Genomic DNA, 24,112 nt, shown 5'->3' with positions numbered 1-24,112 from the left:
CTAAAATGCTTTTACAAGTCAAAAGTTTTCCTTAACCAGAAAATGCGAAGCATCTCCCTGAGGTAAGGTCTGAAGTATTTAATGTTTTGCATTTCTGGAGGCTTTGCCGAAGCAGACAATCTCTGAGGCAATCACAAGATATGATTCTAATGGCAGTATCTCAGGAGTTTAATCGCATTTAATCGCATATGAAAGGTTTTTTATGGTATATTTAAACAGAGATGAAAAAACTGGTATTAGTTTTTGCAGGTATAATTATTGTTGTAATTTTACTTGTAGTTCTTGATTATCTGGACAAAGAGCATCCTGTTAAGGTAAAGGTTTCAATGGAAGGTTCTTTTTTTAAAGATGCTCAGTTTATTCAGAAAAAAGATGGGCAGTTGAAGCTACAACTTTTTTCAAAAGAGGCTTTGATGAGTGATGATGGCAAGTTAATGGATTTACGGGAGCTTACTATGTTTTTCCCTGAAAAAAATCTTACTGTAAAAGCCAGAAAGGGATTTTACTGGATTGAATCAGGCGATCTTATTTTAAGTGAATGGATAGAAGGATTTTCAAAGGAGTATAAAATTTATGGCACAGAGGCATACTGGAGCGCAAAGGATAAAACTCTTTATTCTGATAATCCACTTAAGATTGAAGGAAACAGGTTTATTATAGAAGGCAACTCTGGCAAAGCCAGTGAGAATTTGATAGAATTAAAGAAAGGGGTGACAGCAATTGTCTATTCTAAAAAGTAGTTTTATAGTTTTGGTAGCTTTGTTTCTTTTTATTAATCCAGTTCTTGCTCAGGACAAAAAAGAGATGCCAGAGCCTATCATAATAACCTCAAACACGCTTATAAATGATAGTAAAGCAAAAACAGCTACATTTGAAGGAAATGTTGTAGCTAAAAGAGGAGAGGTTACATTGTACGCAAATAAAATGATTGTTTATTACGAGGATGAGCAAAAAGGTGGAAATATAAAGATGATAGAGGCAATAGGAAATGTAAAGCTTGTAAAGGCAGACAGAGTAATTACCTCCCATAAGGCAACATATCTTCCTGAGCCTGAGGAAAGAGTGATTTTCACCGGCGAACCAAGAGCAACAGAAGGTAAAAATCTTGTAACAGGCGAAAAAATAACATATTTCATGAAAGATGATAGATCGCTGGTGGAAAAAAGTAAGGTTTATTTAAAAGAGAAAAAAACAGGAAAATGAGCACTCTTAAGGTTGAAAATTTAAAAAAGAGCTTTGGCAAGAAAGAGGCTGTTAAAGGTATAAGTTTCAAAGTAAAAAGTGGAGAAGTTGTTGGTTTGTTGGGCCCCAATGGAGCTGGAAAAACAACCACATTTTATATGATAACAGGAATAATAAAACCAGACAGTGGCAATATTTTTCTTGATAACAAAAACATTTCATCAATGCCAATTTATGAAAGAGCAAGACTTGGATTGGGATACCTTCCTCAGGAACCTTCTATATTCAGGAAATTGACAGTGAGGGAAAATCTTAAAGCTGTTCTTGAAATTAAATATGAAGATGATAAAGCTGCTTTAAGCAGGATTGATGAAGAAGTTGATTCAATTCTTAAAGAATTCAATTTAACAGAGTTTGCTGACAGGGAAGGATATAAGCTTTCTGGTGGTGAGCGCAGAAGGGCTGAGATTGCAAGGGCAATTGCATTAAAACCTATTTTTATGCTTTTTGATGAACCATTTGCAGGCATAGATCCTCTGGCTGTGGTTGAACTAAAAAAAACGATAAAGCATCTCAAAGATAAGGGAATTGGGGTAATAATAACAGACCATAATGTGAGGGAAACTCTTTCTATAACTGATAGAGCATTTATTATACACAGCGGTAAATTGCTTGCCGAAGGTCGTCCTGATATGCTGATTAATGATCCTGTGGTAAGAGAAGCCTACTTAGGGGAGGAGTTTAAACTATAATGGCACTTGAACAGAAAGCTGAGCTAAGGCTTACGCAGAAACTGGCACTCACACCGCAGCTTCAGCTTCAGCTAAAGCTTTTACAACTGCCGCAGCTTGAGCTCAGCCAGTTTATTGAGCTTCAATTAATGGAAAATCCCATGCTTGAACTGGATGAAGAGACTGAAAACGATCATGAAAAAGAAGTTTCAGAAGAAGCTGAAGAGCCCGTAGCAGTGGATAAATTAGAAAAGATAATGATAGATGAATATTTTGCTGAGAGAGCTGATGATGGTAGGGATCTTGGTTATTTTAATCCTGGCATAGAAGAAAAGCCTTCCTTTGAACTTTTTTACTCAACGACCTCTGACCTCTGGGAATATCTCCTGTGGCAATTGAGATTAAGTAAAGCTCCAGATGAAATAAGGGCAGTGGCGGAGATAATTATTGGCAACATTGATGAAGATGGATATCTTAAAGCAACAGAAGAAGAATTAGCAAAAATTGCAGAAACAAACATTGAAACTGTAAAGAAAGCAATTGAACTTGTTCAGGGATTTGATCCTCCGGGAGTTGCTGCCAGGGACATAAAAGAATGTTTAATCCTGCAGATAAAAGCGCTTGATCTGGGAAATACCCTGGTTCAGTCTATTGTGGAAGAGCATCTTGAAGATATAAGAAAAAAGAAATATGAAACCATTGCGAAAAAATTCAATGTTTCTGTTGATGAAGTCACTAAAGCAGTAAAAATTATAGAAAAACTTGAGCCAAGACCGGGTAGAAACTTTTCTAAGATTCATGTGAACATTCCAGTTCCTGATGTTTATGTAAACAGGGTTGAAGGTGAATATCAGATTATATTGAATGACGAAGGCATTCCAAAGCTGAGACTAAGCAAACTTTACAGACAGCTTTTTACAGAAAAAGATTTATCTTCTGATGAAAAGAAATATCTGAAAGAAAAATTTAAAAATGCTGTAGAACTTTTAAGAAGCATAGAGCAGAGAAACAGGACAATTTACAGAGTAACTGAAAGTCTGATCAAGTTTCAGAGAGAGTTTTTTGATAAAGGCATTAGCTACTTAAAACCCCTTAATTTGAAGGATGTGGCAAATGACCTCGGACTTCATGAAAGCACAATAAGCAGGGTAACTTCAAATAAGTATCTTGCCTGTGAACATGGTGTGTTTAGTTTCAGATTTTTTTTCAGTAACGCTTTGCCATCCAATCATGGAAGTGTTTCCACCACTTTTGTAAAGGAGCTAATTCAAAAAATTATAAGTGAGGAAAATCCAGCAAATCCTCTTTCTGACAAGGAAATTTCAGATATGTTAAAAAAACAGGGCATAGATGTTGCCAGAAGAACTGTTGCAAAATATAGAGAAGAGCTTAAAATACCACCAAAATCTTTGAGAAAACAAAAAATTATTAAGGAGGAGACAGAATGAAGATAACAATCAGAGGGAAAAACATTGATGTCACAGAGGCATTAAAACAGTATATTGAGAAAAGGGTTAGTAAATTTGAAAGGTTTTTAAATGACGCTTCAGAGGCAATAGTAACAATAAGCACAGAAAAGTTTACTCATAAAATAGATGTTCTGTTAAAAGTAAATGGGCATTTAATTCAGGCTGAAGGTAAAACAGAAGACCTTTATTCAGCAGTGGATCAGGTTGTGGAGAAACTGGAAAAACAGGTTTTGAAGTACAAAGAGAAGATTCAAAATAAAAATAAAAAAGAAGCAGTCAAATATCCCGCTTCAGCTTCTCAAGAAACAGAACAGACAAAGAGAATCGTTAAATATAAAAAATTTGATTTAAGACCTATGTCACCAGAAGAAGCAGTTGACCAGATGGAACTTTTAGATAAAGATTTCTTTATTTTTCTTAATTCATTCACCGGAGATGTTAATGTGGTATACAGAAGAAAAGATGGCAATTTTGGCTTAATTGAACCAGCAAGATAAGTTGAGCTCTGAAAAATTTATAGTAATAGTAACAGGGCTTTCTGGTGCGGGTAAAACCGTAACTCTTAGAACTCTGGAAGATATAGGATTTTTCTGTGTAGATAATCTTCCACCTCCGGTTATACTGGAATTTTTAAAGTTGCTGGAGAAGCACACAACTTTCAGAAATATTGCCATAGGAATTGACATCAGAGTTCAGCAGTTTCTGGAAGAAGCAACAAAAGTTATTGAAAAAATCAAAAGTATTTACAGAACAGAAATTTTGTTTCTTGAAGCTGATGATGAGGCAATTCTTTTAAGATATAAAGAAACAAGAAGACCTCATCCCCTTTCAGGTTATGGCAGTGATTTAATTGAGGCAGTAAAAAAGGAAAGAGCTCTGCTTTATCCTCTCAGAAGCTTTTCTGAAAGAATAATTGATACATCAAATTTTAATCCCCATCAGTTAAAGTCATTAATTCGTTCAATTTATGCAGAAGAAGAAATACTGCCTTCAGTGACCATTATTTCCTTTGGTTATAAAAAAGGTGTTCCTATGAATGCTGATCTTGTTTTTGACGCAAGATTCCTGCCAAATCCTTATTTTGTGCCTTCTTTAACAGAGTTAAGCGGAAAAGATGAACCAGTAAGAGATTTTGTTTTGAAACAAAAGGAAACAATTGAATTTTTGAAATATATCAAGAATTTCTTGAATTTTGCAGTTTCAGGATATAAAAAAGAAGGCAGAGCCTATATAACAATAGCAATTGGATGTACTGGAGGCAGGCACAGGTCAGTGGTTTTAGCAGAAGAAATAGCCAGGTATATAAAGAGCCTCTCTCTTAATCCCGTAGTGATTCACAGAGATTTATAAGTAAATTTTAAGAAATCCATAAAAATTTAAAATTAACAATTTCTTGACAAAATAGAGTTTGTATGGTATTCTTTTTTGCAGTTGTTTTTTATAGCCACAAAAATCTAACAGAAAGAAGGTGGGGTATGTTAGAGTTCAACAATTGGTTTTTTGTCTTAATGGTTCAATTTTTTGTGTTGATGTTTATTCTTAATGCTATTCTGTTTAAGCCCATGATGGAGCTTTTCAGGCAGAGGGAACAGACGATTAAAGGTGCTCTGGAAGAAGCTCAGGCTATGAATGAAAAGAAAGAGAAAGCCATTGCTCAGATGAATGCAGATCTGGCTCAGGCAAAGGCTCAGGCAAAAAGTATTATCAATGCTTTAAGAGAGGAAGGGCTTTCCTATCAGAGAGAGGTTGTCGCAAATGCAGAAAAAGAAGCTGTTCAAATGATTGAAAAAGCAAGAACAGAAATTAAAGCAGAAACAGAAAGAATAAGAGCAGCACTCAGGCAGGAAGTTGAAAGACTTTCTGAAGAGATCGTGAATAAACTGATTAAGGTTTGATTGGAGGTAATATGAAGAGAGTATTGATTTTGATATCAATGATAGTAATCTTTGCCTCTACAGCAATGGCAGCAGAGACAGAGCATGGAGGAGGAAGTTTAAAAAGCTGGGCTTTTCAGTTCATTAATTTTGCCATACTTGTCTTTCTTCTTGTTAAGTTCTTAGGTAAACCCCTTAAAAACTTCTTTGCTCAGAGAAGAGAATTAATTGAGAAGAGCATAAAAGAATCACAGGAAGCCAAAGAGCTTGCTCAGAAAGCTCTTCAGGAAGTAGAGGAAAAGCTTAAATTAAAGGACAGAGAAATTCAGGATATTTTAGATACAGCTAAAAAGATAGGTGAGCAAGAAAAGTTACAGATTATTCAGGAGACTGATAAATTAAAGGAAAAAATTCTTGAGCAGGCTAAAACAAATATAGAATTTGAAGTTAAGATGGCTAAGGATGCATTAAGACTTGAAGCAGCAGAGCTTGCAATTCAGCTCAGTGAACAAAAGCTGAAAGAGAAAATAACACCTGAAGAGCAGGAAAAGCTTCTTCAGGAATCAATAAAAATAATAGAGGGGCGGAAAAATTGAGAAAGGTAAGAGGAGCTAAGGCAAAAAAATATGCAAAACAATTTTTAAGCCTGGTTAATCTTGACCAGGTTCCTGAAATTGCAGGGAAATTAGAAACAATGGCTCTGCTCATGCAGAAAGAAAAGCAGTTCAGAAACATGCTTGCTTCTCCCTCATTTAATGTGCAAGAAAGAGCTGGAGTGATTAACTATCTCTGTGAGAAACTGGCACTTCCAGAAGAAGCAAAGAAATTTCTCACTTTCCTCAGTATTGAAGGTGTGCTTGTTGGATTGGGAGAGATTGTAAAGTATATCAATGCCCTTTATCTGGAAGCCAAGAAAAAGGTTAAAGGTGTTGTTACATCTGCTGTGGAGCTTCCTGAAAGTATTAAGCAAAAGATTGTTGAATCTCTCAGGGCAATTACTGGTAGAGACATTGAACTACAATATGAGGTTGACCCATCACTGCTTGGTGGAATTAGAGTTAAGGTGGGTAGCACTATGTATGACTTGAGCATAAAAGGCCAGTTAGGTCTTTTAAGAGATAAGCTTATAAAGGGGTGAAAAACTATGGAACTTAAGATGGAAGAAATTAGCGAGTACCTTAAAAAGCAGATTGCTGACTTTGAGAAGAAGGCTGATGTCAGCGAAGTAGGAATTGTTACTTCTGTTGGTGACGGTGTTGCAAGAATTTATGGACTGGATAACTGCATGGCTTCCGAAATGCTTGAGCTTCCAAATGGTGTTTACGGAATGGCTCTCAACCTTGAAGAAGACAATGTAGGTGCAATTCTGTTTGGTGATGACAGGCTGATAAAAGAAGGTGATATTGTTAAGAGAACTGGAAGGGTTATGGAAACACCAGTTGGAGAAGAGCTCATTGGAAGAGTTGTTAATGCAGTTGGAATGCCAATTGACGGCAAAGGTCCAATTAATGCAAAACACTTCAGAAAGGTTGATGTAATTGCACCTGGAATTATTAAAAGACAGCCTGTTAAAGAGCCACTCCAGACAGGTATTAAGGCAATAGATGCAATGATTCCAATAGGAAGAGGTCAGAGAGAGCTTGTCATTGGTGACCGTCAGACTGGTAAAACAGCAATTCTGCTTGATACAATAATCAATCAAAAAGGTCAGAATTGTATATGTATATATGTTGCATGTGGTCAGAGACGTCAGAGTGTTGTTCAGGTTGTTGAGACTCTGAGGAAATATGGTGCAATGGATCATACAATTGTTGTTGCAGCTACTGCTTCAGAACCTGCTGCTATGCAGTACATAGCTCCATATGTTGGTTGCGCAATGGGTGAATACTTTAGAGATAAAGGGATGCATGCCCTTGTATGTTATGATGACCTTACAAAGCAGGCTTATGCATACAGGCAGATTTCATTGATTCTTAGAAGACCTCCAGGAAGAGAAGCATATCCTGGTGATGTATTTTATCTCCATTCAAGATTGCTTGAAAGAGCAGCTAAACTTTCAGATGCAGAAGGTGGAGGGTCACTGACAGCACTTCCGGTTATTGAGACTCAGGCAGGTGATGTTTCAGGATATATTCCAACAAATGTTATTTCCATTACAGATGGACAGATTTATCTTGAACCTGAGCTTTTCTATGCTGGTGTTCGTCCAGCTATTAATGTGGGTCTATCAGTCAGTCGTGTTGGTGGTGCAGCACAGATTAAAGCAATGAAGCAGGTTGCAGGAATGTTAAGACTTGACCTCGCCCAATATAGAGAACTGGCAGCATTTGCACAGTTTGCTGCAGATCTTGATAAAGCTACCAGAGCATTGCTTGAAAGAGGACAGAGAATGGTTGAGCTTCTTAAACAGGATCAGTATGTTCCAATGCCTGTAGAAGATCAGATAATGCTCATTTTTGCAGGAACTCAGGGACATCTTGATGACTTACCCGTTTCTTCAATCAGAGCATTTGAACAGGGATTCCTGAGCTTCATTAGAAGCCAGAAAGAAGACCTTAGAAAGGAAATTAGAGAAAAGAAAGAGCTTGATGATACATTAAAACAGAAGATTACAGATGCTATCTTAGAGTTTAAAAAGACATTTCAGCCTTAGTTAAATAAAATCTGAAGGTAGGAGCAGTTAAATGCCAACATTAAGAGATATAAGGAAAAAAATAAAAGCAATACAGGGAACAAAAAAGATCACATCTGCTATGAAAATGGTGGCAGCAGCCAAGCTTCGCAAGGTTCAGGAGAGTATGCTCAGATACAGACCTTATGCCACTAAAATGCAACAGGTTCTTTCAGATTTGGCTGTAGCAGTTGAGACAAGAAGTGATCTTCCTCCTCTGCTTTTAAGAAGACCTATTAAGACAGTAGAAGTACTGGTTATTACATCTGATAAAGGACTCTGCGGAGCCTTTAATACTAATATTTTAAGAGTTGCCACAAAAGAGATAGACAGGCTAAAGAAGGAAGGTTTGAATACTACAATTTCAGTGGTGGGCAGAAAAGCAAGGGATTACTTCAAAAGAAGAGAGATTCCCCTTAAAAATATATGGACCGGAATTTCTGGAAAACTTCAATACACTCACGCTCAGATGATAGCACAGGAGATGATTAATGCCTATGTAACTGAAGCAGTTGATGAAGTGTTGATCATTTATAATGAATTTAAATCGGTAATATCTCAAAGAGTTGTAATTAATAGAATTTTACCAGTTGGAAGAATAGCTTCTGAACCTTCTGAACAGCCTGTATTTATTCCCTTTACATACGAACCCCGTGCACCTGAGTTATTTGCCATGCTTCTTCCGATTTATATAGAAATCCAGATTTACAGAGCGCTTCTGGAATCTCAGGCAGCAGAAGAGGCAGCAAGAATGACGGCAATGGATAATGCTACAAAGAACTGTGATGAGTTAATCAAGAAGACAACTCTTATAGCAAACAAAGTAAGACAGGCATCAATCACAAAGGAGCTTATGGACATAGTTGGTGGTGTGGAAGCTTTAAAACAAAGTGAAGGATAAAAATTTAAAAAAAGAATAAAGGAGGTTTAAAAATTATGAACGTAGGCAAAGTAGTACAGGTTATTGGAACAGTGGTTGACTGTGAATTTGAAGGACAGTTGCCTGAAGTTTTGAATGCTCTAAGAATAGATGAACCTGGTGATCCGCAGAAGGGTATTCCAGAGATTCATCTAACGCTGGAAGTTGCCATGCATCTCGGTGAAAATAGAGTAAGAACAATAGCTATGGGTTCAACAGACGGACTTGTCAGAGGAATGAAGGTTGTTGACACAGGTGCACCAATTAAAGTTCCTGTTGGCAAGCCTGTTCTTGGAAGAATTATAAATGTTATTGGTGAACCTGTTGATGAAATAGGTCCAATTCAGGCTAATGAGTACTATCCAATTCATATTCCAGCTCCTGATTTTACAGCCCAGTCTCCAACAACTCAGCAGTTTGAAACAGGTGTTAAAGTTTTTGACCTCCTTGTCCCATTCGTCAGAGGTGGTAAAATGGGAATGTTTGGTGGTGCAGGAGTTGGCAAAACAGTCATCATTATGGAAATGATTCACAATATCGCAATGAAACACGGTGGTGTTTCAGTTTTTGCAGGTGTTGGAGAGAGGACCCGTGAAGGAAATGACCTTTATCTTGAAATGAAGCATTCAGGAGTTTTGCCTCAGGTTGCTCTTGTTTATGGACAGATGAATGAGCCTCCAGGAGTTAGAGCACGCGTTGCTCTTACGGCACTTACAGTTGCAGAATACTTCAGAGATCAGGGGCAGGACGTTCTCATATTTATAGATAACATTTTCAGATACACTCTTGCAGGTTCTGAGGTTTCAGCACTTCTTGGAAGAATGCCATCAGCAGTGGGTTATCAGCCAACACTTTCCACAGAGATGGGTGCTCTTCAGGAGAGGATTACAACAACAGCAAAAGGTTCAATCACATCCATGCAGGCAATTTATGTTCCTGCAGATGACTTAACAGACCCTGCAGTTGCAGCAGTTTTTGCTCACCTTGATGGAACTGTTGTTCTTTCCCGTCAGATTGCAGAGCTTGGAATTTATCCTGCTGTTGATCCTCTGGATTCAACAAGCCGAATTCTTGATCCAAGAATAATTGGTGAGGAGCATTATCAGGTTGCAAGAGGTGTTCAGGCAGTTCTTCAGAGATACAAAGAATTGCAGGACATAATAGCAATTCTTGGAATTGAAGAACTTTCTGAAGATGACAAACTCACTGTTGCAAGAGCAAGAAAGCTTCAGAGATTCCTCAGTCAGCCATTCCATGTTGCTGAAACATTTACAGGAACACCAGGAAAATATGTAAAACTTGAAGATACGATAAAGGGCTTCAAAGCAATTCTTGATGGTAAATATGATGACCTGCCAGAACAGGCATTTTACATGGTTGGTCCGATTGAGGAAGTTGAGGAAAAAGCCAAGAAGATGGGATATACAAGACAGGTATAAACTAAAGGAGTGAACAATGGCGGATAAATTGAAGTTAGAAGTTATAACCCCCTATGGAGAAGTAATAAACGAAGAAGTTGATGAAGTCTATACTACTGGCGTGGAAGGAGATTTTGGAGTATTTCCGGGACATTGTGCCTTTATGACAGCCATAAGGATAGGCTCTCTCTCATACAAAAAAGATGGACAGATGCATTATCTTTTCGTTAATAGGGGATACTGCGAAGTGCTAAATGACAGAGTTCTGGTACTGGTTGGAAGTGCTGAGAGAGTTGAGGAGATTGATATTGAAAGAGCAAAAGCAGCATTAGCCCGTGCAGAGGAAAGAATTCGCAGAGCTCAGGCTGGCGAGACAGACATTGATCTTGCCAGGGCTCAGGCAGCATTAGAAAGAGCAACCATAAGAATTCAACTGGCTACAAAACTTATCCCAAGATAAAAAGCATTTGAATGGGTTTTTATAAGAGGGGAGGTAATCCCTCCCCTCTTATTTTTATCCGTGGGATGCTGGGAAGAATGTGTAGCTTATCCACACAAGGACAATCAATAACACTATTCCAAGACCTATGCTCCATACAATAAGCTTTTTTTCAATAGGAAGTAGAGGCTCATACTCCATTTTTTCAAGCTCTTCTTTGAGTTTTGCTTCTTCTGACATGTTTTTACCTCCCTTAACCAGTTATTACCGGAGGTTTTACTCCGTGGAAGAATATATAAGATATTAACAATCCAATCCAGAGAATGAAACCGAATAGACATATAAGATAGACAAGTGCAAGCTTTCCAATTCCCTCTTCCCAGAGTTTTCTGAAGTCAGACATTACTCCAATGGTAAAGAATGTAATCAGGAAGAAGAGAACTCTCAAGGCATTTGTTCCTGCTGTTGATACTGATGTTTGAGAAATAATTTTCTTTGCATCTTTTACAGTTGCTTCTAAGTCTTGAATCTGCTTTTTCTTTTCATCAATCTTTGCTGTTAAGGCTGCCTGTTGAGCAGGATCTGTAACTTGAGGGAGTTGTTTTTCAATTGCTGTAATCTCTTTCTTGATTTTGTTAACCTTTCCTTCAACAGAACCAACTTTTGGAGCATATGGGATAGCAATGAGAAGAATAACAACAAAGGTAACAGCATAAGCCATAACGAATTTTGGAAATCTTCTCCATATTTCTGCAGCAGAAACTCTTTCCCCTGGTCTGCACTCAATTCTTGCACACCAGATATAGGCAAGAATAAATGCCCATATACTGATAAATATGTCAATAAATAGCTTTGTCGTTGAGGCTGCCATCAACATCCATCCTGGCTCATACTTAATTCCAGCAGCTGTCTCAGCCTTTGCTCTTATTAAGGCATCAACAACTGCACCGGATGCAAAGGCTGCACCGTCTGTTTTTACTGCCAGTCCCATCCATGCGCCTGCAACCATTGGCTCTTTCCATAGGAAAGCCTGTGCAAAGAATGGCAGAATAATAAGCTCAACAACGGCAAATATAACAACAAGGGAACTGACCATAATGGGAACAACAGGTCTTGCCTTGATTGCTCCACCTGTTGCAATAGCTGCAGAAACACCACATATGGAAATACCTGATGCCAGTGGAGCTGCCCATTCTTTACTGAACTTAAACCACTTTCTTGCAATAAAGTAAACCAATGCCCAGTAAACGAGATAGGCTTCAATTATAGCACAGAGTCCTCTAAAAAGAACTGCTTGAGCAAGTCCAAATGATTGTGCAGCTTTCAATCCCAGTAACGCACCCATCAAACCAATAGCAGTTTTAATGTAGAACTCTGGCTTTAATGCCTCACCAATGAATTTTGCAAAGCCTCTGAAGAAGTTGCCAACTATCAAACCAAGTAAAAGTGCAAATATAAAGCCACCTTCACCTGTAAGTTTCAATGACCACGGAATATTGAATTTTTTAGCATCTGTTGCTGCAAAATAGGCATAGTGCCCAATAAACCAACATAGGTAACTCAGCCAGAAGACAAAGAAGAAGCCTATGTTGAATTTTACTATGTTAGCTCGCATCAATGCTGCTCCAATTGTAAAGACAACTGCCATAAAGATATAGGTAAGCACAAGAGATGCAAAGCCTGAAAGCCCTTTCTTTTCGTAAGTATCACCCACTTTGTATTTCGTTGGATCTGCAACAGTTACAGTTTCTTCCTTTCCATCAGCTTTCTTAATGGTGAGCTTGTTTCCGTCAATCTTGGTAATTTCCCCCTTCAGACTCTGATAAACTTTTCCTGTTGGAGCCATCGCCTTACTTGAATCTGTCCATTCTTGTGTGCTCACAACCCATCCAAGAGGATCAATTCCTGTGTAAGCAAGAAGAGAGATAAGGAAGATAACAATTGCCAACCAGAAAGCTAACCAGTCTTCACTAACACCTTTCTTTTTTTCCTCCATACTTCAACCTCCTTTCTAAGATTTTTTGCAAAAAATTTACAAAAAGGGAAAAAAACTCTTCTCTCACCTCCTCTCCTGAGGATCATTTTGTTCGTTTCAAAGGGAGCAAATTACATACCAGATATAAAAGTAGAAAAATCAAAGGGTTTTTTATATTTGGGTTACCATTTGGTAACATTTTTTATATCCCTTCTGTTACTTTAAGGTAACAATAGAGTTGAAAAGCTGTCTTGAGTGAAGGCATCGTTATGAATAACCTGTTTAACGATTTTATCATCACAAAGGTTAGCAGAGGCTACAGGCTATCGTCTCAAGCATACGAAAAGCATTTTTGAGTTTTAAAAGCATAGGACAAAAATTGTTTGACAAAAAATTTTTTTTTGCTTTAATATATAAAGTTTGCAGGGGCTTTGTCCCTGTTTTCATCTCTGTGGGAGGAGGTCGAAAAATTGTATGCTTTAGGGACCCATCTTTTAATTGAATTAAAAAATTGCAATCCCGAGATCCTCAAAGATCTCGAAAGCGTCAAAAAAATTCTTGTAGATGCTGCAAAAAAAGCAAATGCAACAATCATTAATGTAAACTTCCATGAATTTAATCCCTTTGGTATTAGTGGAGTAGTAGTTATTGCTGAGTCACATCTTACAATTCATACATGGCCAGAGTATGGTTTTGCTGCAGTGGATGTATTTACCTGTGGAGATACTATAAAGCCAGAGATTGCAGCTCAATACATTATAGAAGCCTTTGAATGTGAATCTCCGTCAATTGTTGAAATGAAAAGAGGTATAATTTCTTACAAAAACGAGAAATTACCACATAAGGTATGTCATGAAGAATTGCAAATGGTATATTGAGCAGACATCAGAGGATGAGATTATACTTCATTCTCTGAAGGAGATTATATATTCTGAAATATCTCCTTATCAAAGAATTGAAGTCATTTATTCTGGTAATCTTGGCAGATGTCTTCTTCTTGATGGTAAAATGCAGTCTGCTGAGGCTGATGAGTTTATTTATCACGAAGCACTGGTTCATCCGATTATGCTTTTAAGTGAGTCAGTAGAAAGGGTTCTTATTGCAGGTGGTGGAGAAGGAGCTACTTTAAGAGAGGTCTTAAAGTATCCTGTTAAAGAGGTTGTGATGGTTGAGCTTGATGAATCAGTTATTAAAACTGCTAAGAGATATCTTCCAGAATGGCATAATGGCGCTTTTGATGATCCGAGGGTCAGGTTGGTTATAGATGATGCAAGAACTTATATTGAAAGAACGAAAAACTACTTTGATGTAATAATAATAGATTTGCCAGAACCAGCAGAAGGAGGACCTGCGTATCTTCTTTATACAAAAGAGTTTTATGAAAAAGTTAAGGAAGCCCTTACAGAAAAGGGGATGATGGTAACCCAATCTGCCTCCACTTCTGTGAATAATCTAAAAGTTTTTGTTTCAATTGTTACTACTCTTAAGCAAGTATTTCCCTATGTAAAGCCTTACATTGCTTATATTCCTTCTTTTTTTGCTCCGTGGGGTTTTGTTCTTGTTTCAAAAAACATAAATCCTGAAGACTCTATGAGAAAAATAAATGAAAAAATTGTTTTAATTGAGGATAGTTTAAAATTTTACGATATAGATGCACATACTGCAATGTTTTGTCTCCCAAAGCACATTAAAAAAGCTATTGAAACACAAGGGGTAGTCATTCATGATGACTCCCCTCTTTCTTTTTATTAATCTTTTTTCTTAGAAGGCAGTACTGAAAGCCCGGGTAACTCTTTACCTTCAAGAAGTTGTAATGCAGCACCACCACCAGTTGAGATGAATGAAATAGCATCACTTACGCCTGCTTTATGTACTGCATAATCTGTATCTCCACCGCCAACTATTGTAAAAGCATAAGAGTCAGCAACGGCATGGGCAATTGAAAAAGTTCCCCTTGAAAATGCGTCTATTTCAAAAACCCCCATTGGTCCATTCCACAAAATAGTTTTTGCATCCTGTAGTGCTTCAGTAAAAAGCTTTACTGAAGCAGGGCCTATATCAAGTGCTCTCCAGCCCTGTGGTATTTCCTGAACAGGAACAATTTTTGTTTCTGCTCCATGCTCTATACTTTGAGCAATAACAACATCAACAGGCAAATAAAATTTAACTTTATTTTTGCGAAGTTTTTCCATAATTTTAAGGGCAAAGTCTATCATATCTGGTTCAACAAGACTGTCTCCCACTTCATGTCCCATGGCTTTTACAAATGTAAAAGCCATACCTCCACCAACTATGACTTTATCTGCTTTATCTGCAAGATTTTCAAGTACTCCAATTTTGCCTCCAACCTTTGCTCCGCCAAGTATTACAACAAAGGGTCTTATTGGAGACTCCACTGCGCCTTTCAGGTATTCAATCTCCTTTTTAAGTAAAAACCCTGCAGCAGAGGGAATGAATTTGGGAATACCGACAATTGAGGCATGAGCTCTGTGTGATGCACCAAAAGCGTCGTTTACATAAAAATCAGCTAAAGCGGCTAAAGCTCTGGCAAATTTTTCATCATTTTTCTCCTCTTCAATGTGAAATCTTAGATTTTCAAGGAGCAGCACATCTCCTTCCTTCATTTTTGAGACAAGTTGTTCCACCTGAGGTCCAATGCAGTCAGGAGCAAAAATTACTTCTTTGTTAAGCAATCTTTGAAGTCTTCTTGCTACAGGTGCCAGAGAAAGTTTTGGATCAACTTTTCCTTTAGGTCTGCCAAGATGGGAAGCTAAAATTACTTTAGCTCCTTCGTCAATGGCATAGTTTATAGTTGGCAGGGTTGAACGAATTCGTCTGTCATCAGTTATCATTAAATTTGCATCAAGGGGAACATTGAAGTCAGCCCTGATAAAAACTCTTTTTCCTTTTACAGGCAAATCCTCAATCGTCATTTTATCAAAAGAGTTATTAAATGGTGCCATCCTGTCCTCCTTAAATTTTTTCCATTAAATAAAGAACAAGGTCTCTTACTCTGCAACTATATCCATATTCATTGTCGTACCATGAGATTACTTTAGCGAGTCTTCCTTCTATAACCTTTGTAAGAAGTCCATCAACAATTGATGAATATGGTGAGTCGTTGAAATCAATAGAGACCAGAGGCTCTTCAACATAGTATAAAATTCCTTTAAGATACTCCTGGGATGCTTTTTTCAGTGTTTCGTTAATATCAGACTCTGTAGTATCTTTACTAAGAAGAGCTACAAAATCAACCATTGAAACATTAGGAGTTGGAACTCTTATTGCCACTCCATCAAGCTTTCCTTTAAGTTCTGGAAGAACCTTCCCTACAGCTTTTGCAGCACCTGTTGTGGTAGGAATTATTGAAACAGCAGCAGCTCTCGCTCTTCTTAAGTCCTTATGAGGAAGGTCCAGGATTCTCTGGTCATTTGTGTAGGCATGAACAGTTGTGGCAAAACCTTTTTCAATCCCAAAATGCTCATGAAGAACCTTTGCTACAGGAGCAAGACAATTGGTGGTACATGAAGCATTAGATATTATTTTATGCTGTGCTGGATCAATAAGATGATGATTAACTCCCATCACAACTGTAATATCCTCTTCCTTGGCAGGTGCTGTAATTATCACCCATCTTGCACCAGCCTGCAGGTGTCTGGATGCTCCTGCTCTGTCTGTAAATCTTCCTGTTGATTCAATGACAACATCAACTTTTAAATCTTGCCATGGAAGTTTTTGAGGGTCTGTTTCAGCAAAAACCTGAATTTCTTTTCCATCAACCACGATATTACTTCCTTGAGCTTTTACATTTCCCTTAAACTTTCCATGAACAGAGTCATACTGAAGTAGATGAGCAAGAGTATATGCATCTGTAAGGTCATTAATTGCAACGATTTCGATTTCTGGATAACCGTAGGAAGCACGGAAAAAAAGTCTTCCAATTCTGCCAAAACCATTAATGCCGACTTTTAACGCCATATTAAACCCTCCATTAAAAATTTTCTCTAAAACTGTTAATAATCATTCCTGTAAGAAGTTTCGGATAGAAATATGTGGATTTTGGCGGCATTCTAAGTCCTGCGAGGGCAACTCGTTCTATCTCCTCTACCTTTGTTGCTCTAAGTATAAAAATTGCGTCACATTTTCCTTCTTTAACCATTTTTATGCCTTTTTCTATATCTATATCATAACAGACTTCTTTCTGAGGAAATATTTCTTTTAGAATTATTTCTTCAAGAATGGTAACATCAAGATCTCTTAACTCTTCAGGTAAATGCTCAAGGGATGAGCCTTTATATTGAAGGATATAGAATTTGTTATCCTTAAAATAAACTCCGATATTTTTACTCCCCATTCTTTCAATTGCTTCCTGAATATCGTCATTTTTATTGAATTCAACTAAATGGAAAAGATTATTATGTTTTTCAAGTTGTTGCTTGACAGGTAAAGGAGTGCTTAAAAGTCTGTGAGTTGGTAGAATTAGATAACCATCATCTTCAATATTGGACAGAAACATAAGAACATAATTCCACGGTGGGTCTTCAATGTCTGGATAGATTTCGCTCATCAGTTTTTTAAACTCCAGGGCAACCTCATATCTATGATGACCATCAGCGATAAATATGGCTTTGTTATTAAACTCTTCTACTATTTTTTTTATTTGAGATTGGTCATTTATTTTAAACAGTCTGTGAATATTTCCATCTAAATCCTTTGCCTGAATATAGGGATTTTGAAGATTTTCAAGTATTTGAGATGTTATTCTTTCCTTTGAGCGATAAATAGAAAATATCAATGATGTATTTGCCATACAGGCTTTCATTAGATTTAATCTATCTGTTTTAGGTTTTGAATATGTCTGTTCATGGGGATAAATTCCTCTGCCAAGCTCTTCAAGCTTTACAGTGCCTATAATTCCTCTTAATATCTTCTTTTTATTTTTATAGGAATACTGAATTTCATAACCATAGAAGCAGGGTTCTGTATCCTGCACGAGGATAGCTTCTCTAAGCCATCTATCCAGATATTCTTTTGCGAGGCTGTATTTATTTATTCCTGGTGAATTTTTTCCGTAATCAATTCTTATTATGTTATAAGGGCTTTTATTGTAAAGAACATCTTTAAGTTCATCGGAGATGATATCATATGGAGGGCACATGACATCATCTCCACATATTTTTTCAGGGTTGTAAACAATTCCCTTAAAAGGTTTGATTACAGTCATATAGGTTTTATGATAACATTTACAGTTATTATAGCTCAACAGTAGTAAAATATGTTATATTGTTTTTCATGAATCTTATTACAAAAACAGTTTTTCTTCCAAAAATTGGAAAAACAAGAATAACATTTTACCGTGACAGAAGAAAAATTACAAAGGATAAAACAACAATTTCTTTGCCCTTTGATCTTCAACTGAATGAAAAACTTGCTTATGGAGAGATAATTTATAGTCCTGTATTCAGGTCCTGTAGAATATTGTGGAGTGATGCTCCTGATGACATGCAGATAAAAGAAGAGACAGAAAATTTTATTAAAGAATTTTTATTTGGCAGTTTGATGGCTACAGCAGAACCAATAGAATCTGAGGAAGTTGAAAAGATTTTTAATGATTTTATAGAATTTTTAGCCTCCTCTTTGCAATACAGGATAACAGCTGAAGGTGCCTGCGTTTTGACTATTCCCATTGCTGGTAAGGAATTAAAAGCAATTAAAGTAATATTAAGAAAAAAAGACACAGGAGATTATTTTTTCAGTGATGACGGATTGATACTCAGAAGTTTTCGTCCTCATGAAAGAGGTCAGAGAGAGCGGGTAGTTTTTGCTGCAAAAAGATTGGGCATAGAAATTAAAGAAGAAGAGATGTTTCTTGATTCAACGCCTGAAGAGCTTTCTCAAAACTTTTATAAGTTTGTCCAGTTTGTTTCTGCAGTGTATTTATTTTATTTAATGTAAAAGGTTTATTCTTTTAGGTTGACACAAAACAGGCAAAAAAATTAATATTGATTTTAGAAACTAAAAAAACTTTTACAGGAGCTTTAAAATGTTTGAGAAGTTTACAGAAAAGGGCCGTAAAATAATTCTCTACGCCAGAGAAGAAGCAGAAAAAAGAAATAGCGAGTTTCTTGATACAGAACATCTACTTCTTGCAATTTTAAGAGAAGAAGATTCCATTCCAGTGGCTATACTCCGAAAAATCGGAATTTCTCCTGAAAATGTCCGATATGAAATTGAAAAAAGAATAAACACTGAAGGCAATCTCCTTACTTATGGAGAAATACCATTTTCTCCAAGAGCGAAAAAGGTTCTTGAAAATGCAGTGGAAGAGGCAAGACTTTTAGGACATCCCTATATCGGCAGTGAACATCTCTTTCTTGGTTTAATTAAAGAAGAAGAAGGAATTGCAGGTAAAATTTTGAGAAGTTTTGGAATTAATCTTTTGGGTGCAAGACAATTGACTATTAACTTTTCAATAAGACCTCATTTTCAGACTACACCTCAGAAAGAAAAAAGAAGAACAAATACTCCAGCCCTTGATGAATTTGGAAGAGACCTCACTTTGTTTGCTATTGAAGGCAAACTTGATCCTGTGATCGGAAGAGAAGATGAGATAGAAAGGGTCATTCAGATTCTTGGAAGAAGAATTAAAAATAATCCTGTGATAATCGGTGAACCAGGAGTTGGAAAAACAGCAATAGTGGAAGGTCTTGCTCAGAAAATTATTGAGGGAGATGTGCCTGATATTTTACTTGGTAAAAGAATTATTGCTCTTGATCTTGGAGCATTGATTGCGGGAACAAAATACAGAGGGCAGTTTGAAGAGCGACTCAAAGCAGTAATAAGAGAGGCAACTCAATCAGACAACATTATTTTGTTCATTGACGAGCTTCACACAATAATTGGAGCAGGTGCAGCAGAAGGCTCTGTTGATGCATCAAACATGTTAAAACCTGCTCTGGCAAGAGGAGAAATGCAGTGTATTGGTGCTACCACTCCTCAGGAATACAGAAAATACATAGAAAGAGATGGAGCTCTTGAAAGAAGATTTCAACCTGTATACATTCAACCAACAACTGTTGAAGTAACAATTGCGATTTTAAAAGGAATAAGAGAAAAATATGAATCCCATCACAGGGTAAAAATTACAGATGAGGCAGTAGAAGCTGCTGTAAAGCTTTCAGATAGATACATTACGGACAGATTCTTACCAGACAAAGCAATAGATGTTATTGATGAGACTGCTTCAAGAATTAAACTTAGAAGGTCTGTGATGCCTCAGGAACTTAAAGACCTTGAGTTTGAGCTTGCCAGAATTGCCAAAGAAAAGTCTTTATATATAAAGCTTCACGATCTAACTGCAGCACAGAAGGCAAAATATGAAGAGGAAAAACTAAAAAGAATTTATGAAGCTAATTACAAAAAATGGAAAGACTCAATACATAAAGAAGTTCCTCTTGTTACAGCAGAGGATGTCTCATATACTGTTTCCAAGATGACAGGTATCCCACTTTATAAACTTGAACAGACAGAGTCTGAAAAACTGCTTCATATGGAGGAAATTCTACATCAAAGAATTGTAGGACAGGATGAGGCAATAAAAAGTGTTTGCAAGGCAATAAGACGTTCTCGTGCAGGATTGAAAACAAAAAACAGGCCCATTGGTTCATTTTTCTTTTTAGGTCCCACAGGAGTTGGCAAAACAGAACTTGCAAAGGTTCTGGCAGAGTTCATGTTCAATGATGACAATGCATTAGTAAAGTTTGACATGTCCGAGTATATGGAAAAATTCAATGTATCAAAACTCATAGGAGCACCTCCTGGCTATGTTGGTTATGAAGAAGGAGGGCAGCTTACAGAAAGAATTCGTAAAAGACCTTATTCTGTTGTTTTATTTGATGAGATTGAAAAAGCTCATCCTGATGTGTTTAATCTGTTGCTGCAGATACTTGATGAAGGCGTTCTTACTGATAGTTTTGGAAGAAAGGTTGATTTCAGAAATACGATTATAATAATGACATCCAATATAGGAGCAAGATTGATTGAAAAATCCACACCTCTTGGTTTTCACAAATCTCGGAGTACTGACATATATCAGAAAATCAAAGACAGTGTGTTTGATGAACTTAAAAAGACCTTTAATCCTGAATTTCTGAACCGAGTTGATGACATTGTGGTATTCCATCCCCTTGAAGAGTCCCATTTACTTGCTATTATTGATCTTTTAATTGCAGAAACAAATAAAAAACTTGCAGAATACGGTTTTGTTATTGCTGTTTCTGATGAAGTAAAACATTGGATTTTGAATAAATATTATCAGCCAGCTTACGGTGCAAGACCAATGAGAAGAGCTATTGCAAAAGAAATAGAAGACCCACTTTCAGAGGAGATTCTGAAGGGTAACTTTAAAGGAGCAAGCTTTATAAAAGTTGAGCTAAATAACAATCAGATAGAGTTTAAAGAAGTTGCTGAAGAAGTAACAGCATCTGTTAATTGAGGTGAGTGATGAAAAAGAATGTATTTTTAATTTTATTTATTTTGCTTGCCTTGATTGTTACAGGAAGTATTTTATTAAAAAAAGGCAAGACTTCTATAAAAGAAAATGCACAGATTGGACTTCCTGCACCTGATTTTGAGCTCAAGGATATTAATGGTAAAAAATGGAGTCTCAAAGACTTAAAAGGTAAAATTGTGATTCTCAACTTCTGGGCATCATGGTGCAATGACTGTAAAGTAGAGAAAAAGTCAATACAGGATTATTTAAATAAAAATGGAGCTTCCGATGACCTTATATTTCTTACAGTTCTTTACAAGGATAATCCATTAACTGCCAGTGAAATGGCAAAAAAAGAGGGTTTTACTTTCCCTGTGCTTATTGATGATGAAGTTACATCAATCATTTATGGAATAAAGGGAGTTCCTGAAACATTTCTCATAGATAAAAAAGGAATATTAAGGCACAAAATAATTGGTCCTGTTGACTGGAGCAATCCTCACATAGTTCCTCATCTAAGACAAGTATTATCTTAATGGGTAAACCTAGTCAGCCAAAAAAGGTTTTGCTATTTATTGGAACGCTTTTCAAGGATAAAGAGGTATACTACAGGGCAAGAAAAATCCTGGAAGAAAAATTCGGCGAAATAATCTTAGAGTCAAGTCCGAGATATTGGAATTATTCAGATTACTATACTCCAGAACTTGGTAGCCCAATTCTGAGAAGATTCATTTTCTTTAAAAATTTAGTTTCTGAAGGCGATATTGCTCAAATAAAAATTCAAACAAATCAGATTGAAGAGAAACTTTCACGAGATGGAAAAAGACAGATTAATCTTGACCCCGGTTACATAGGACTTGCAAAGCTTGTTCTTGCAACCACAAAGGACTACTCACACAGGATTTATATTGGTGAAGGAATTTATGCTGAAGTTACATTGATTTTTAAAGATAATTCTTTCAGACCAAACATAAACACATACAGAGATTATGCAGAAGAGGAATACATAAAACTTTTTAATCTTGCAAGAGCTATTTATAAGGATTTGTTGCTTCCTAAAAATTGACAAAAACTCAGCCTGACTTTTAAACTTAAATTAAAATCATACGCAAGGAGGGAATGTGTTAAAAGGAATTGAGGATATTTCAGCGACAAAAAAAAGACTGAAATTTGAAATACCAGCAGATGTAGTTGAAGAAGAGATTCAAAAGGCATTAAAGGAGATTCAAAGGGAGGCAAAAATTCCTGGTTTCAGACCAGGAAAAGCTCCACTTTCAATTATTGAGAAAAAATTTGGACAAGATGCCACATCAGAGGTACTTGAAAGGCTTGTTTCTGAATCTTACAAAAAAGCAATTAAAGAGGCTAATTTAAAACCTCTTCTTCCTCCTATAGCTGAAGATGCCATTGATATAAGGAGGAAGGAGCCTCTTTATTTTGAATTAATTGTTGAGGTAAGGCCAGAGATTGAAAATCTTAATTATGAAAACATAGAGGTAGAAGAGATTCAGGCAGAAGTGAAAGATGAAGAGATTGAAGAGGTTATTGAAAGATTATGCGAAGAAAGAGGAAGTTATGAACCAACAGATGAGCCTGCTCAGGCTGAAGATCTCGTAGTTATTGATTATAAAACAGACATTGGAAAACAAGCAGAGGACTTTGTTTATAAGCTTGGTGCTGGACCTTTCCCAGAGGAGTTTTCAAAGGCAATAGAAGGCAAGAAAAAAGGAGAAACTTTCAATGTGACCATTGATTTTCCGGAAGACTCAATTGCTGATTTCGCAGGTAAAAAAGTTAATTTTGATATTACACTAAAAGAAATCAAAAGAAAACAGAACATCCCCTATGAAGAAATTCATAAAGAGTTTGGGTTTGACAATCCTGATGAATTTAAAAACCATATAAGACAAAGACTTGAAAATAATAAAAAAGAACAGGTTCTGGAAAAACAAAAGTATGATATACTTAAAAAACTTCTTGATACTCATGAGTTTGAACTTCCAGAGGGTCTTGTGGAGATGGAAATGAAAAGAATAACAGAGGAATACGAATCATTGGGGCTTGATATAACACAACATATGGATAAAATCTCAGAAAGGGCAAAAAGAAATGTTAAAGCCTATATTCTTCTTGAAGCCATAGGTGAGAAAGAGGGAGTTACTGTTTCAGAAGAAGAGATTAAACAGGAAATTATAAATATTTCAAGAAGATACAGTATAACTCCAAAGGGAGTCATTCAGTATTACATGTCAAGGGATGGTTCTTTAGAGGCACTGCAGAACAGTATTTTTGAAAGAAAGGTTTTTGACATACTTTTACAGAAATCAAATAAGATTAAAAAACAGGAGGAAGCATGAGCATTGTTCCGATAGTAATAGAACAGACTGGAAGAACCGAGAGAGTTTATGATATATATTCAAGACTCCTAAAGGATAGAATTATATTCATTGGTACTGAGATAAATGATCAGGTTGCTAATGTTGTAATAGCACAGTTGCTTTTCCTTCAGACCGAGGATCCGGAAAAAGACATTCATATTTACATAAACTCACCGGGAGGTATGGTATCAAGCGGGCTTGCAATTTATGACACAATGCAGTACGTAAAACCCGATATTGCCACTTACTGCATCGGGCAGGCTTCTTCAATGGCATGCGTTCTTCTTGCAGCAGGTACAAAAGGTAAAAGGTTTGCTCTTCCTCATTCAAGAGTTATGATTCATCAGCCAATTGGTGGATTTTATGGGCAGGCAACTGATGTGGAGATTCATGCAAGGGAGATTTTAAAGATGAAGGATTTACTAAATAATATCTTAGCAAAACACACAGGACAGCCAATTGAAAAAATACAGAAGGATACGGAAAGAGACTTTTTCATGTCCGCTGAAGAAGCAAAAAATTACGGAATTGTTGATGAAGTCATTACATCAATAAAAAAGTAAGG

The 24,112-nt window shown here is 36.6% G+C and carries 26 protein-coding genes; 21 read left to right on the top strand and 5 right to left on the bottom strand.

Annotated elements, in window-relative coordinates; genetic code table 11:
• Positions 1–221: 221 nt before the first annotated feature.
• The 13 genes from lptC to V4D30_RS06955 all read left to right on the top strand — a co-directional run bounded on the left by lptC (position 222) and on the right by V4D30_RS06955 (position 10,724).
• Positions 222–740: an LPS export ABC transporter periplasmic protein LptC gene (gene lptC, locus V4D30_RS07015; RefSeq protein ID WP_353683610.1), complete on the top strand. Its 519-nt coding sequence runs from the start codon at positions 222–224 to the stop codon at positions 738–740.
• A complete protein-coding gene (locus tag V4D30_RS07010; RefSeq protein ID WP_353683609.1) occupies positions 721–1,203 on the top strand; it encodes an LptA/OstA family protein in 483 nt (160 codons plus the stop codon). Before lptC ends, V4D30_RS07010 begins: the two co-directional genes overlap by 20 nt.
• Complete coding sequence (lptB, locus tag V4D30_RS07005; protein WP_353683608.1) at positions 1,200–1,934, top strand: LPS export ABC transporter ATP-binding protein; 735 nt, start codon at positions 1,200–1,202, stop codon at positions 1,932–1,934. The genes V4D30_RS07010 and lptB overlap by 4 nt, the downstream gene beginning before the upstream one ends.
• Positions 1,934–3,361, top strand: coding sequence for an RNA polymerase factor sigma-54 (rpoN, locus tag V4D30_RS07000; RefSeq protein WP_353683607.1), 1,428 nt, complete (start codon positions 1,934–1,936; stop codon positions 3,359–3,361). The genes lptB and rpoN overlap by 1 nt, the downstream gene beginning before the upstream one ends.
• A complete protein-coding gene (gene raiA, locus V4D30_RS06995; protein ID WP_353683606.1) occupies positions 3,358–3,879 on the top strand; it encodes a ribosome-associated translation inhibitor RaiA in 522 nt (173 codons plus the stop codon). The genes rpoN and raiA overlap by 4 nt, the downstream gene beginning before the upstream one ends.
• Entirely contained in the window at positions 3,863–4,732 is an 870-nt protein-coding gene (rapZ, locus tag V4D30_RS06990; protein WP_353683605.1) for an RNase adapter RapZ, read from the top strand. Before raiA ends, rapZ begins: the two co-directional genes overlap by 17 nt.
• Positions 4,733–4,857: 125 nt before the next feature.
• Entirely contained in the window at positions 4,858–5,277 is a 420-nt protein-coding gene (atpF, locus tag V4D30_RS06985; RefSeq protein ID WP_353683604.1) for a F0F1 ATP synthase subunit B, read from the top strand.
• A gap of 11 nt (positions 5,278–5,288) precedes the next feature.
• Entirely contained in the window at positions 5,289–5,852 is a 564-nt protein-coding gene (atpF, locus tag V4D30_RS06980; protein WP_353683603.1) for a F0F1 ATP synthase subunit B, read from the top strand.
• Positions 5,849–6,394 (top strand): ATP synthase F1 subunit delta, encoded by a 546-nt coding sequence (atpH, locus tag V4D30_RS06975; protein WP_353683602.1) that lies wholly within the window; start codon positions 5,849–5,851, stop codon positions 6,392–6,394. Before atpF (V4D30_RS06980) ends, atpH begins: the two co-directional genes overlap by 4 nt.
• 6 nt (positions 6,395–6,400) lie before the next feature.
• Positions 6,401–7,909, top strand: a complete 1,509-nt coding sequence (gene atpA / locus V4D30_RS06970) for a F0F1 ATP synthase subunit alpha (protein ID WP_353683601.1) — start codon at positions 6,401–6,403, stop codon at positions 7,907–7,909.
• A gap of 31 nt (positions 7,910–7,940) precedes the next feature.
• On the top strand, positions 7,941–8,828 hold the full coding sequence (gene atpG, locus V4D30_RS06965; protein ID WP_353683600.1) for an ATP synthase F1 subunit gamma: 888 nt from the start codon (positions 7,941–7,943) through the stop codon (positions 8,826–8,828).
• A 35-nt stretch (positions 8,829–8,863) separates the two neighbouring features.
• Entirely contained in the window at positions 8,864–10,285 is a 1,422-nt protein-coding gene (gene atpD / locus V4D30_RS06960) for a F0F1 ATP synthase subunit beta (RefSeq protein ID WP_353683599.1), read from the top strand.
• A 16-nt stretch (positions 10,286–10,301) separates the two neighbouring features.
• Positions 10,302–10,724, top strand: coding sequence for a F0F1 ATP synthase subunit epsilon (locus V4D30_RS06955; RefSeq protein WP_353683598.1), 423 nt, complete (start codon positions 10,302–10,304; stop codon positions 10,722–10,724).
• A gap of 54 nt (positions 10,725–10,778) precedes the next feature.
• Here the strand turns inward: V4D30_RS06955 and V4D30_RS06950 are convergent, their stop codons facing one another.
• Complete coding sequence (locus tag V4D30_RS06950) at positions 10,779–10,943, bottom strand: hypothetical protein (RefSeq protein ID WP_353683597.1); 165 nt, start codon at positions 10,941–10,943, stop codon at positions 10,779–10,781.
• Between the two features lie 13 nt (positions 10,944–10,956).
• The gene (locus V4D30_RS06945) at positions 10,957–12,699 is read right to left on the bottom strand and encodes a putative sulfate exporter family transporter (RefSeq protein ID WP_353683596.1); all 1,743 of its coding nucleotides are present in this window, start codon (positions 12,697–12,699) and stop codon (positions 10,957–10,959) included.
• Positions 12,700–13,148: 449 nt separating this feature from the next.
• Between V4D30_RS06945 and speD the strand changes: the two genes are divergently transcribed.
• Complete coding sequence (gene speD / locus V4D30_RS06940; RefSeq protein ID WP_353683595.1) at positions 13,149–13,556, top strand: adenosylmethionine decarboxylase; 408 nt, start codon at positions 13,149–13,151, stop codon at positions 13,554–13,556.
• Complete coding sequence (gene speE, locus V4D30_RS06935) at positions 13,531–14,430, top strand: polyamine aminopropyltransferase (RefSeq protein WP_353683594.1); 900 nt, start codon at positions 13,531–13,533, stop codon at positions 14,428–14,430. The genes speD and speE overlap by 26 nt, the downstream gene beginning before the upstream one ends.
• On the opposite strand, the gene V4D30_RS06930 is transcribed toward speE, so the two are convergent.
• Genes V4D30_RS06930 through V4D30_RS06920 form a run of 3 tightly spaced genes read right to left on the bottom strand, consistent with a single transcriptional unit; the run spans position 14,427 to position 17,902 of the window.
• Positions 14,427–15,641, bottom strand: a complete 1,215-nt coding sequence (locus V4D30_RS06930; protein WP_353683593.1) for a phosphoglycerate kinase — start codon at positions 15,639–15,641, stop codon at positions 14,427–14,429. The genes speE and V4D30_RS06930 overlap by 4 nt on opposite strands.
• 10 nt (positions 15,642–15,651) lie before the next feature.
• The gene (gene gap / locus V4D30_RS06925) at positions 15,652–16,656 is read right to left on the bottom strand and encodes a type I glyceraldehyde-3-phosphate dehydrogenase (RefSeq protein ID WP_353683592.1); all 1,005 of its coding nucleotides are present in this window, start codon (positions 16,654–16,656) and stop codon (positions 15,652–15,654) included.
• 13 nt (positions 16,657–16,669) lie between these two features.
• Positions 16,670–17,902, bottom strand: a complete 1,233-nt coding sequence (locus V4D30_RS06920; protein WP_353683591.1) for a DUF1015 domain-containing protein — start codon at positions 17,900–17,902, stop codon at positions 16,670–16,672.
• A 68-nt stretch (positions 17,903–17,970) separates the two neighbouring features.
• Between V4D30_RS06920 and V4D30_RS06915 the strand changes: the two genes are divergently transcribed.
• The 6 genes from V4D30_RS06915 to clpP all read left to right on the top strand — a co-directional run bounded on the left by V4D30_RS06915 (position 17,971) and on the right by clpP (position 24,110).
• A complete protein-coding gene (locus V4D30_RS06915; protein WP_353683590.1) occupies positions 17,971–18,633 on the top strand; it encodes a DUF1828 domain-containing protein in 663 nt (220 codons plus the stop codon).
• A gap of 88 nt (positions 18,634–18,721) precedes the next feature.
• A complete protein-coding gene (locus V4D30_RS06910) occupies positions 18,722–21,172 on the top strand; it encodes an ATP-dependent Clp protease ATP-binding subunit (protein WP_353683589.1) in 2,451 nt (816 codons plus the stop codon).
• Between the two features lie 8 nt (positions 21,173–21,180).
• Positions 21,181–21,705, top strand: coding sequence for a TlpA disulfide reductase family protein (locus V4D30_RS06905; protein ID WP_353683588.1), 525 nt, complete (start codon positions 21,181–21,183; stop codon positions 21,703–21,705).
• Complete coding sequence (locus V4D30_RS06900) at positions 21,705–22,235, top strand: DUF4416 family protein (RefSeq protein ID WP_353683587.1); 531 nt, start codon at positions 21,705–21,707, stop codon at positions 22,233–22,235. The genes V4D30_RS06905 and V4D30_RS06900 overlap by 1 nt, the downstream gene beginning before the upstream one ends.
• A gap of 55 nt (positions 22,236–22,290) precedes the next feature.
• On the top strand, positions 22,291–23,526 hold the full coding sequence (gene tig, locus V4D30_RS06895) for a trigger factor (protein WP_353683586.1): 1,236 nt from the start codon (positions 22,291–22,293) through the stop codon (positions 23,524–23,526).
• Positions 23,523–24,110 (top strand): ATP-dependent Clp endopeptidase proteolytic subunit ClpP, encoded by a 588-nt coding sequence (gene clpP, locus V4D30_RS06890; protein WP_353683585.1) that lies wholly within the window; start codon positions 23,523–23,525, stop codon positions 24,108–24,110. The genes tig and clpP overlap by 4 nt, the downstream gene beginning before the upstream one ends.
• Positions 24,111–24,112: the final 2 nt, after the last annotated feature.

Source organism: Thermodesulfovibrio sp. 3907-1M, assembly GCF_040450955.1.
Taxonomy (GTDB): Bacteria; Nitrospirota; Thermodesulfovibrionia; order Thermodesulfovibrionales; family Thermodesulfovibrionaceae; genus Thermodesulfovibrio; species Thermodesulfovibrio autotrophicus.
Note: the sequence above shows the minus strand (reverse complement) of the source record. Positions and strands in the feature narration are given on the sequence as shown.

Coding starts and splice junctions, on each gene's coding strand:
- clpP (WP_353683585.1), top strand. CDS start 23,523: ATGAGCATTGTTCCGATAGTAATAGAACAGACTGGAAGAACCGAGAGA.
- V4D30_RS06945 (WP_353683596.1), bottom strand. CDS start 12,699: ATGGAGGAAAAAAAGAAAGGTGTTAGTGAAGACTGGTTAGCTTTCTGG.
- gap (WP_353683592.1), bottom strand. CDS start 16,656: ATGGCGTTAAAAGTCGGCATTAATGGTTTTGGCAGAATTGGAAGACTT.
- atpF (WP_353683603.1), top strand. CDS start 5,289: ATGAAGAGAGTATTGATTTTGATATCAATGATAGTAATCTTTGCCTCT.
- V4D30_RS06930 (WP_353683593.1), bottom strand. CDS start 15,641: ATGGCACCATTTAATAACTCTTTTGATAAAATGACGATTGAGGATTTG.
- V4D30_RS06900 (WP_353683587.1), top strand. CDS start 21,705: ATGGGTAAACCTAGTCAGCCAAAAAAGGTTTTGCTATTTATTGGAACG.
- V4D30_RS06955 (WP_353683598.1), top strand. CDS start 10,302: ATGGCGGATAAATTGAAGTTAGAAGTTATAACCCCCTATGGAGAAGTA.
- V4D30_RS06920 (WP_353683591.1), bottom strand. CDS start 17,902: ATGACTGTAATCAAACCTTTTAAGGGAATTGTTTACAACCCTGAAAAA.
- atpG (WP_353683600.1), top strand. CDS start 7,941: ATGCCAACATTAAGAGATATAAGGAAAAAAATAAAAGCAATACAGGGA.
- raiA (WP_353683606.1), top strand. CDS start 3,358: ATGAAGATAACAATCAGAGGGAAAAACATTGATGTCACAGAGGCATTA.
- V4D30_RS06915 (WP_353683590.1), top strand. CDS start 17,971: ATGAATCTTATTACAAAAACAGTTTTTCTTCCAAAAATTGGAAAAACA.
- atpD (WP_353683599.1), top strand. CDS start 8,864: ATGAACGTAGGCAAAGTAGTACAGGTTATTGGAACAGTGGTTGACTGT.
- lptC (WP_353683610.1), top strand. CDS start 222: ATGAAAAAACTGGTATTAGTTTTTGCAGGTATAATTATTGTTGTAATT.
- lptB (WP_353683608.1), top strand. CDS start 1,200: ATGAGCACTCTTAAGGTTGAAAATTTAAAAAAGAGCTTTGGCAAGAAA.
- V4D30_RS06905 (WP_353683588.1), top strand. CDS start 21,181: ATGAAAAAGAATGTATTTTTAATTTTATTTATTTTGCTTGCCTTGATT.
- atpF (WP_353683604.1), top strand. CDS start 4,858: ATGTTAGAGTTCAACAATTGGTTTTTTGTCTTAATGGTTCAATTTTTT.
- V4D30_RS06950 (WP_353683597.1), bottom strand. CDS start 10,943: ATGTCAGAAGAAGCAAAACTCAAAGAAGAGCTTGAAAAAATGGAGTAT.
- V4D30_RS06910 (WP_353683589.1), top strand. CDS start 18,722: ATGTTTGAGAAGTTTACAGAAAAGGGCCGTAAAATAATTCTCTACGCC.
- atpA (WP_353683601.1), top strand. CDS start 6,401: ATGGAACTTAAGATGGAAGAAATTAGCGAGTACCTTAAAAAGCAGATT.
- speE (WP_353683594.1), top strand. CDS start 13,531: ATGAAGAATTGCAAATGGTATATTGAGCAGACATCAGAGGATGAGATT.
- rpoN (WP_353683607.1), top strand. CDS start 1,934: ATGGCACTTGAACAGAAAGCTGAGCTAAGGCTTACGCAGAAACTGGCA.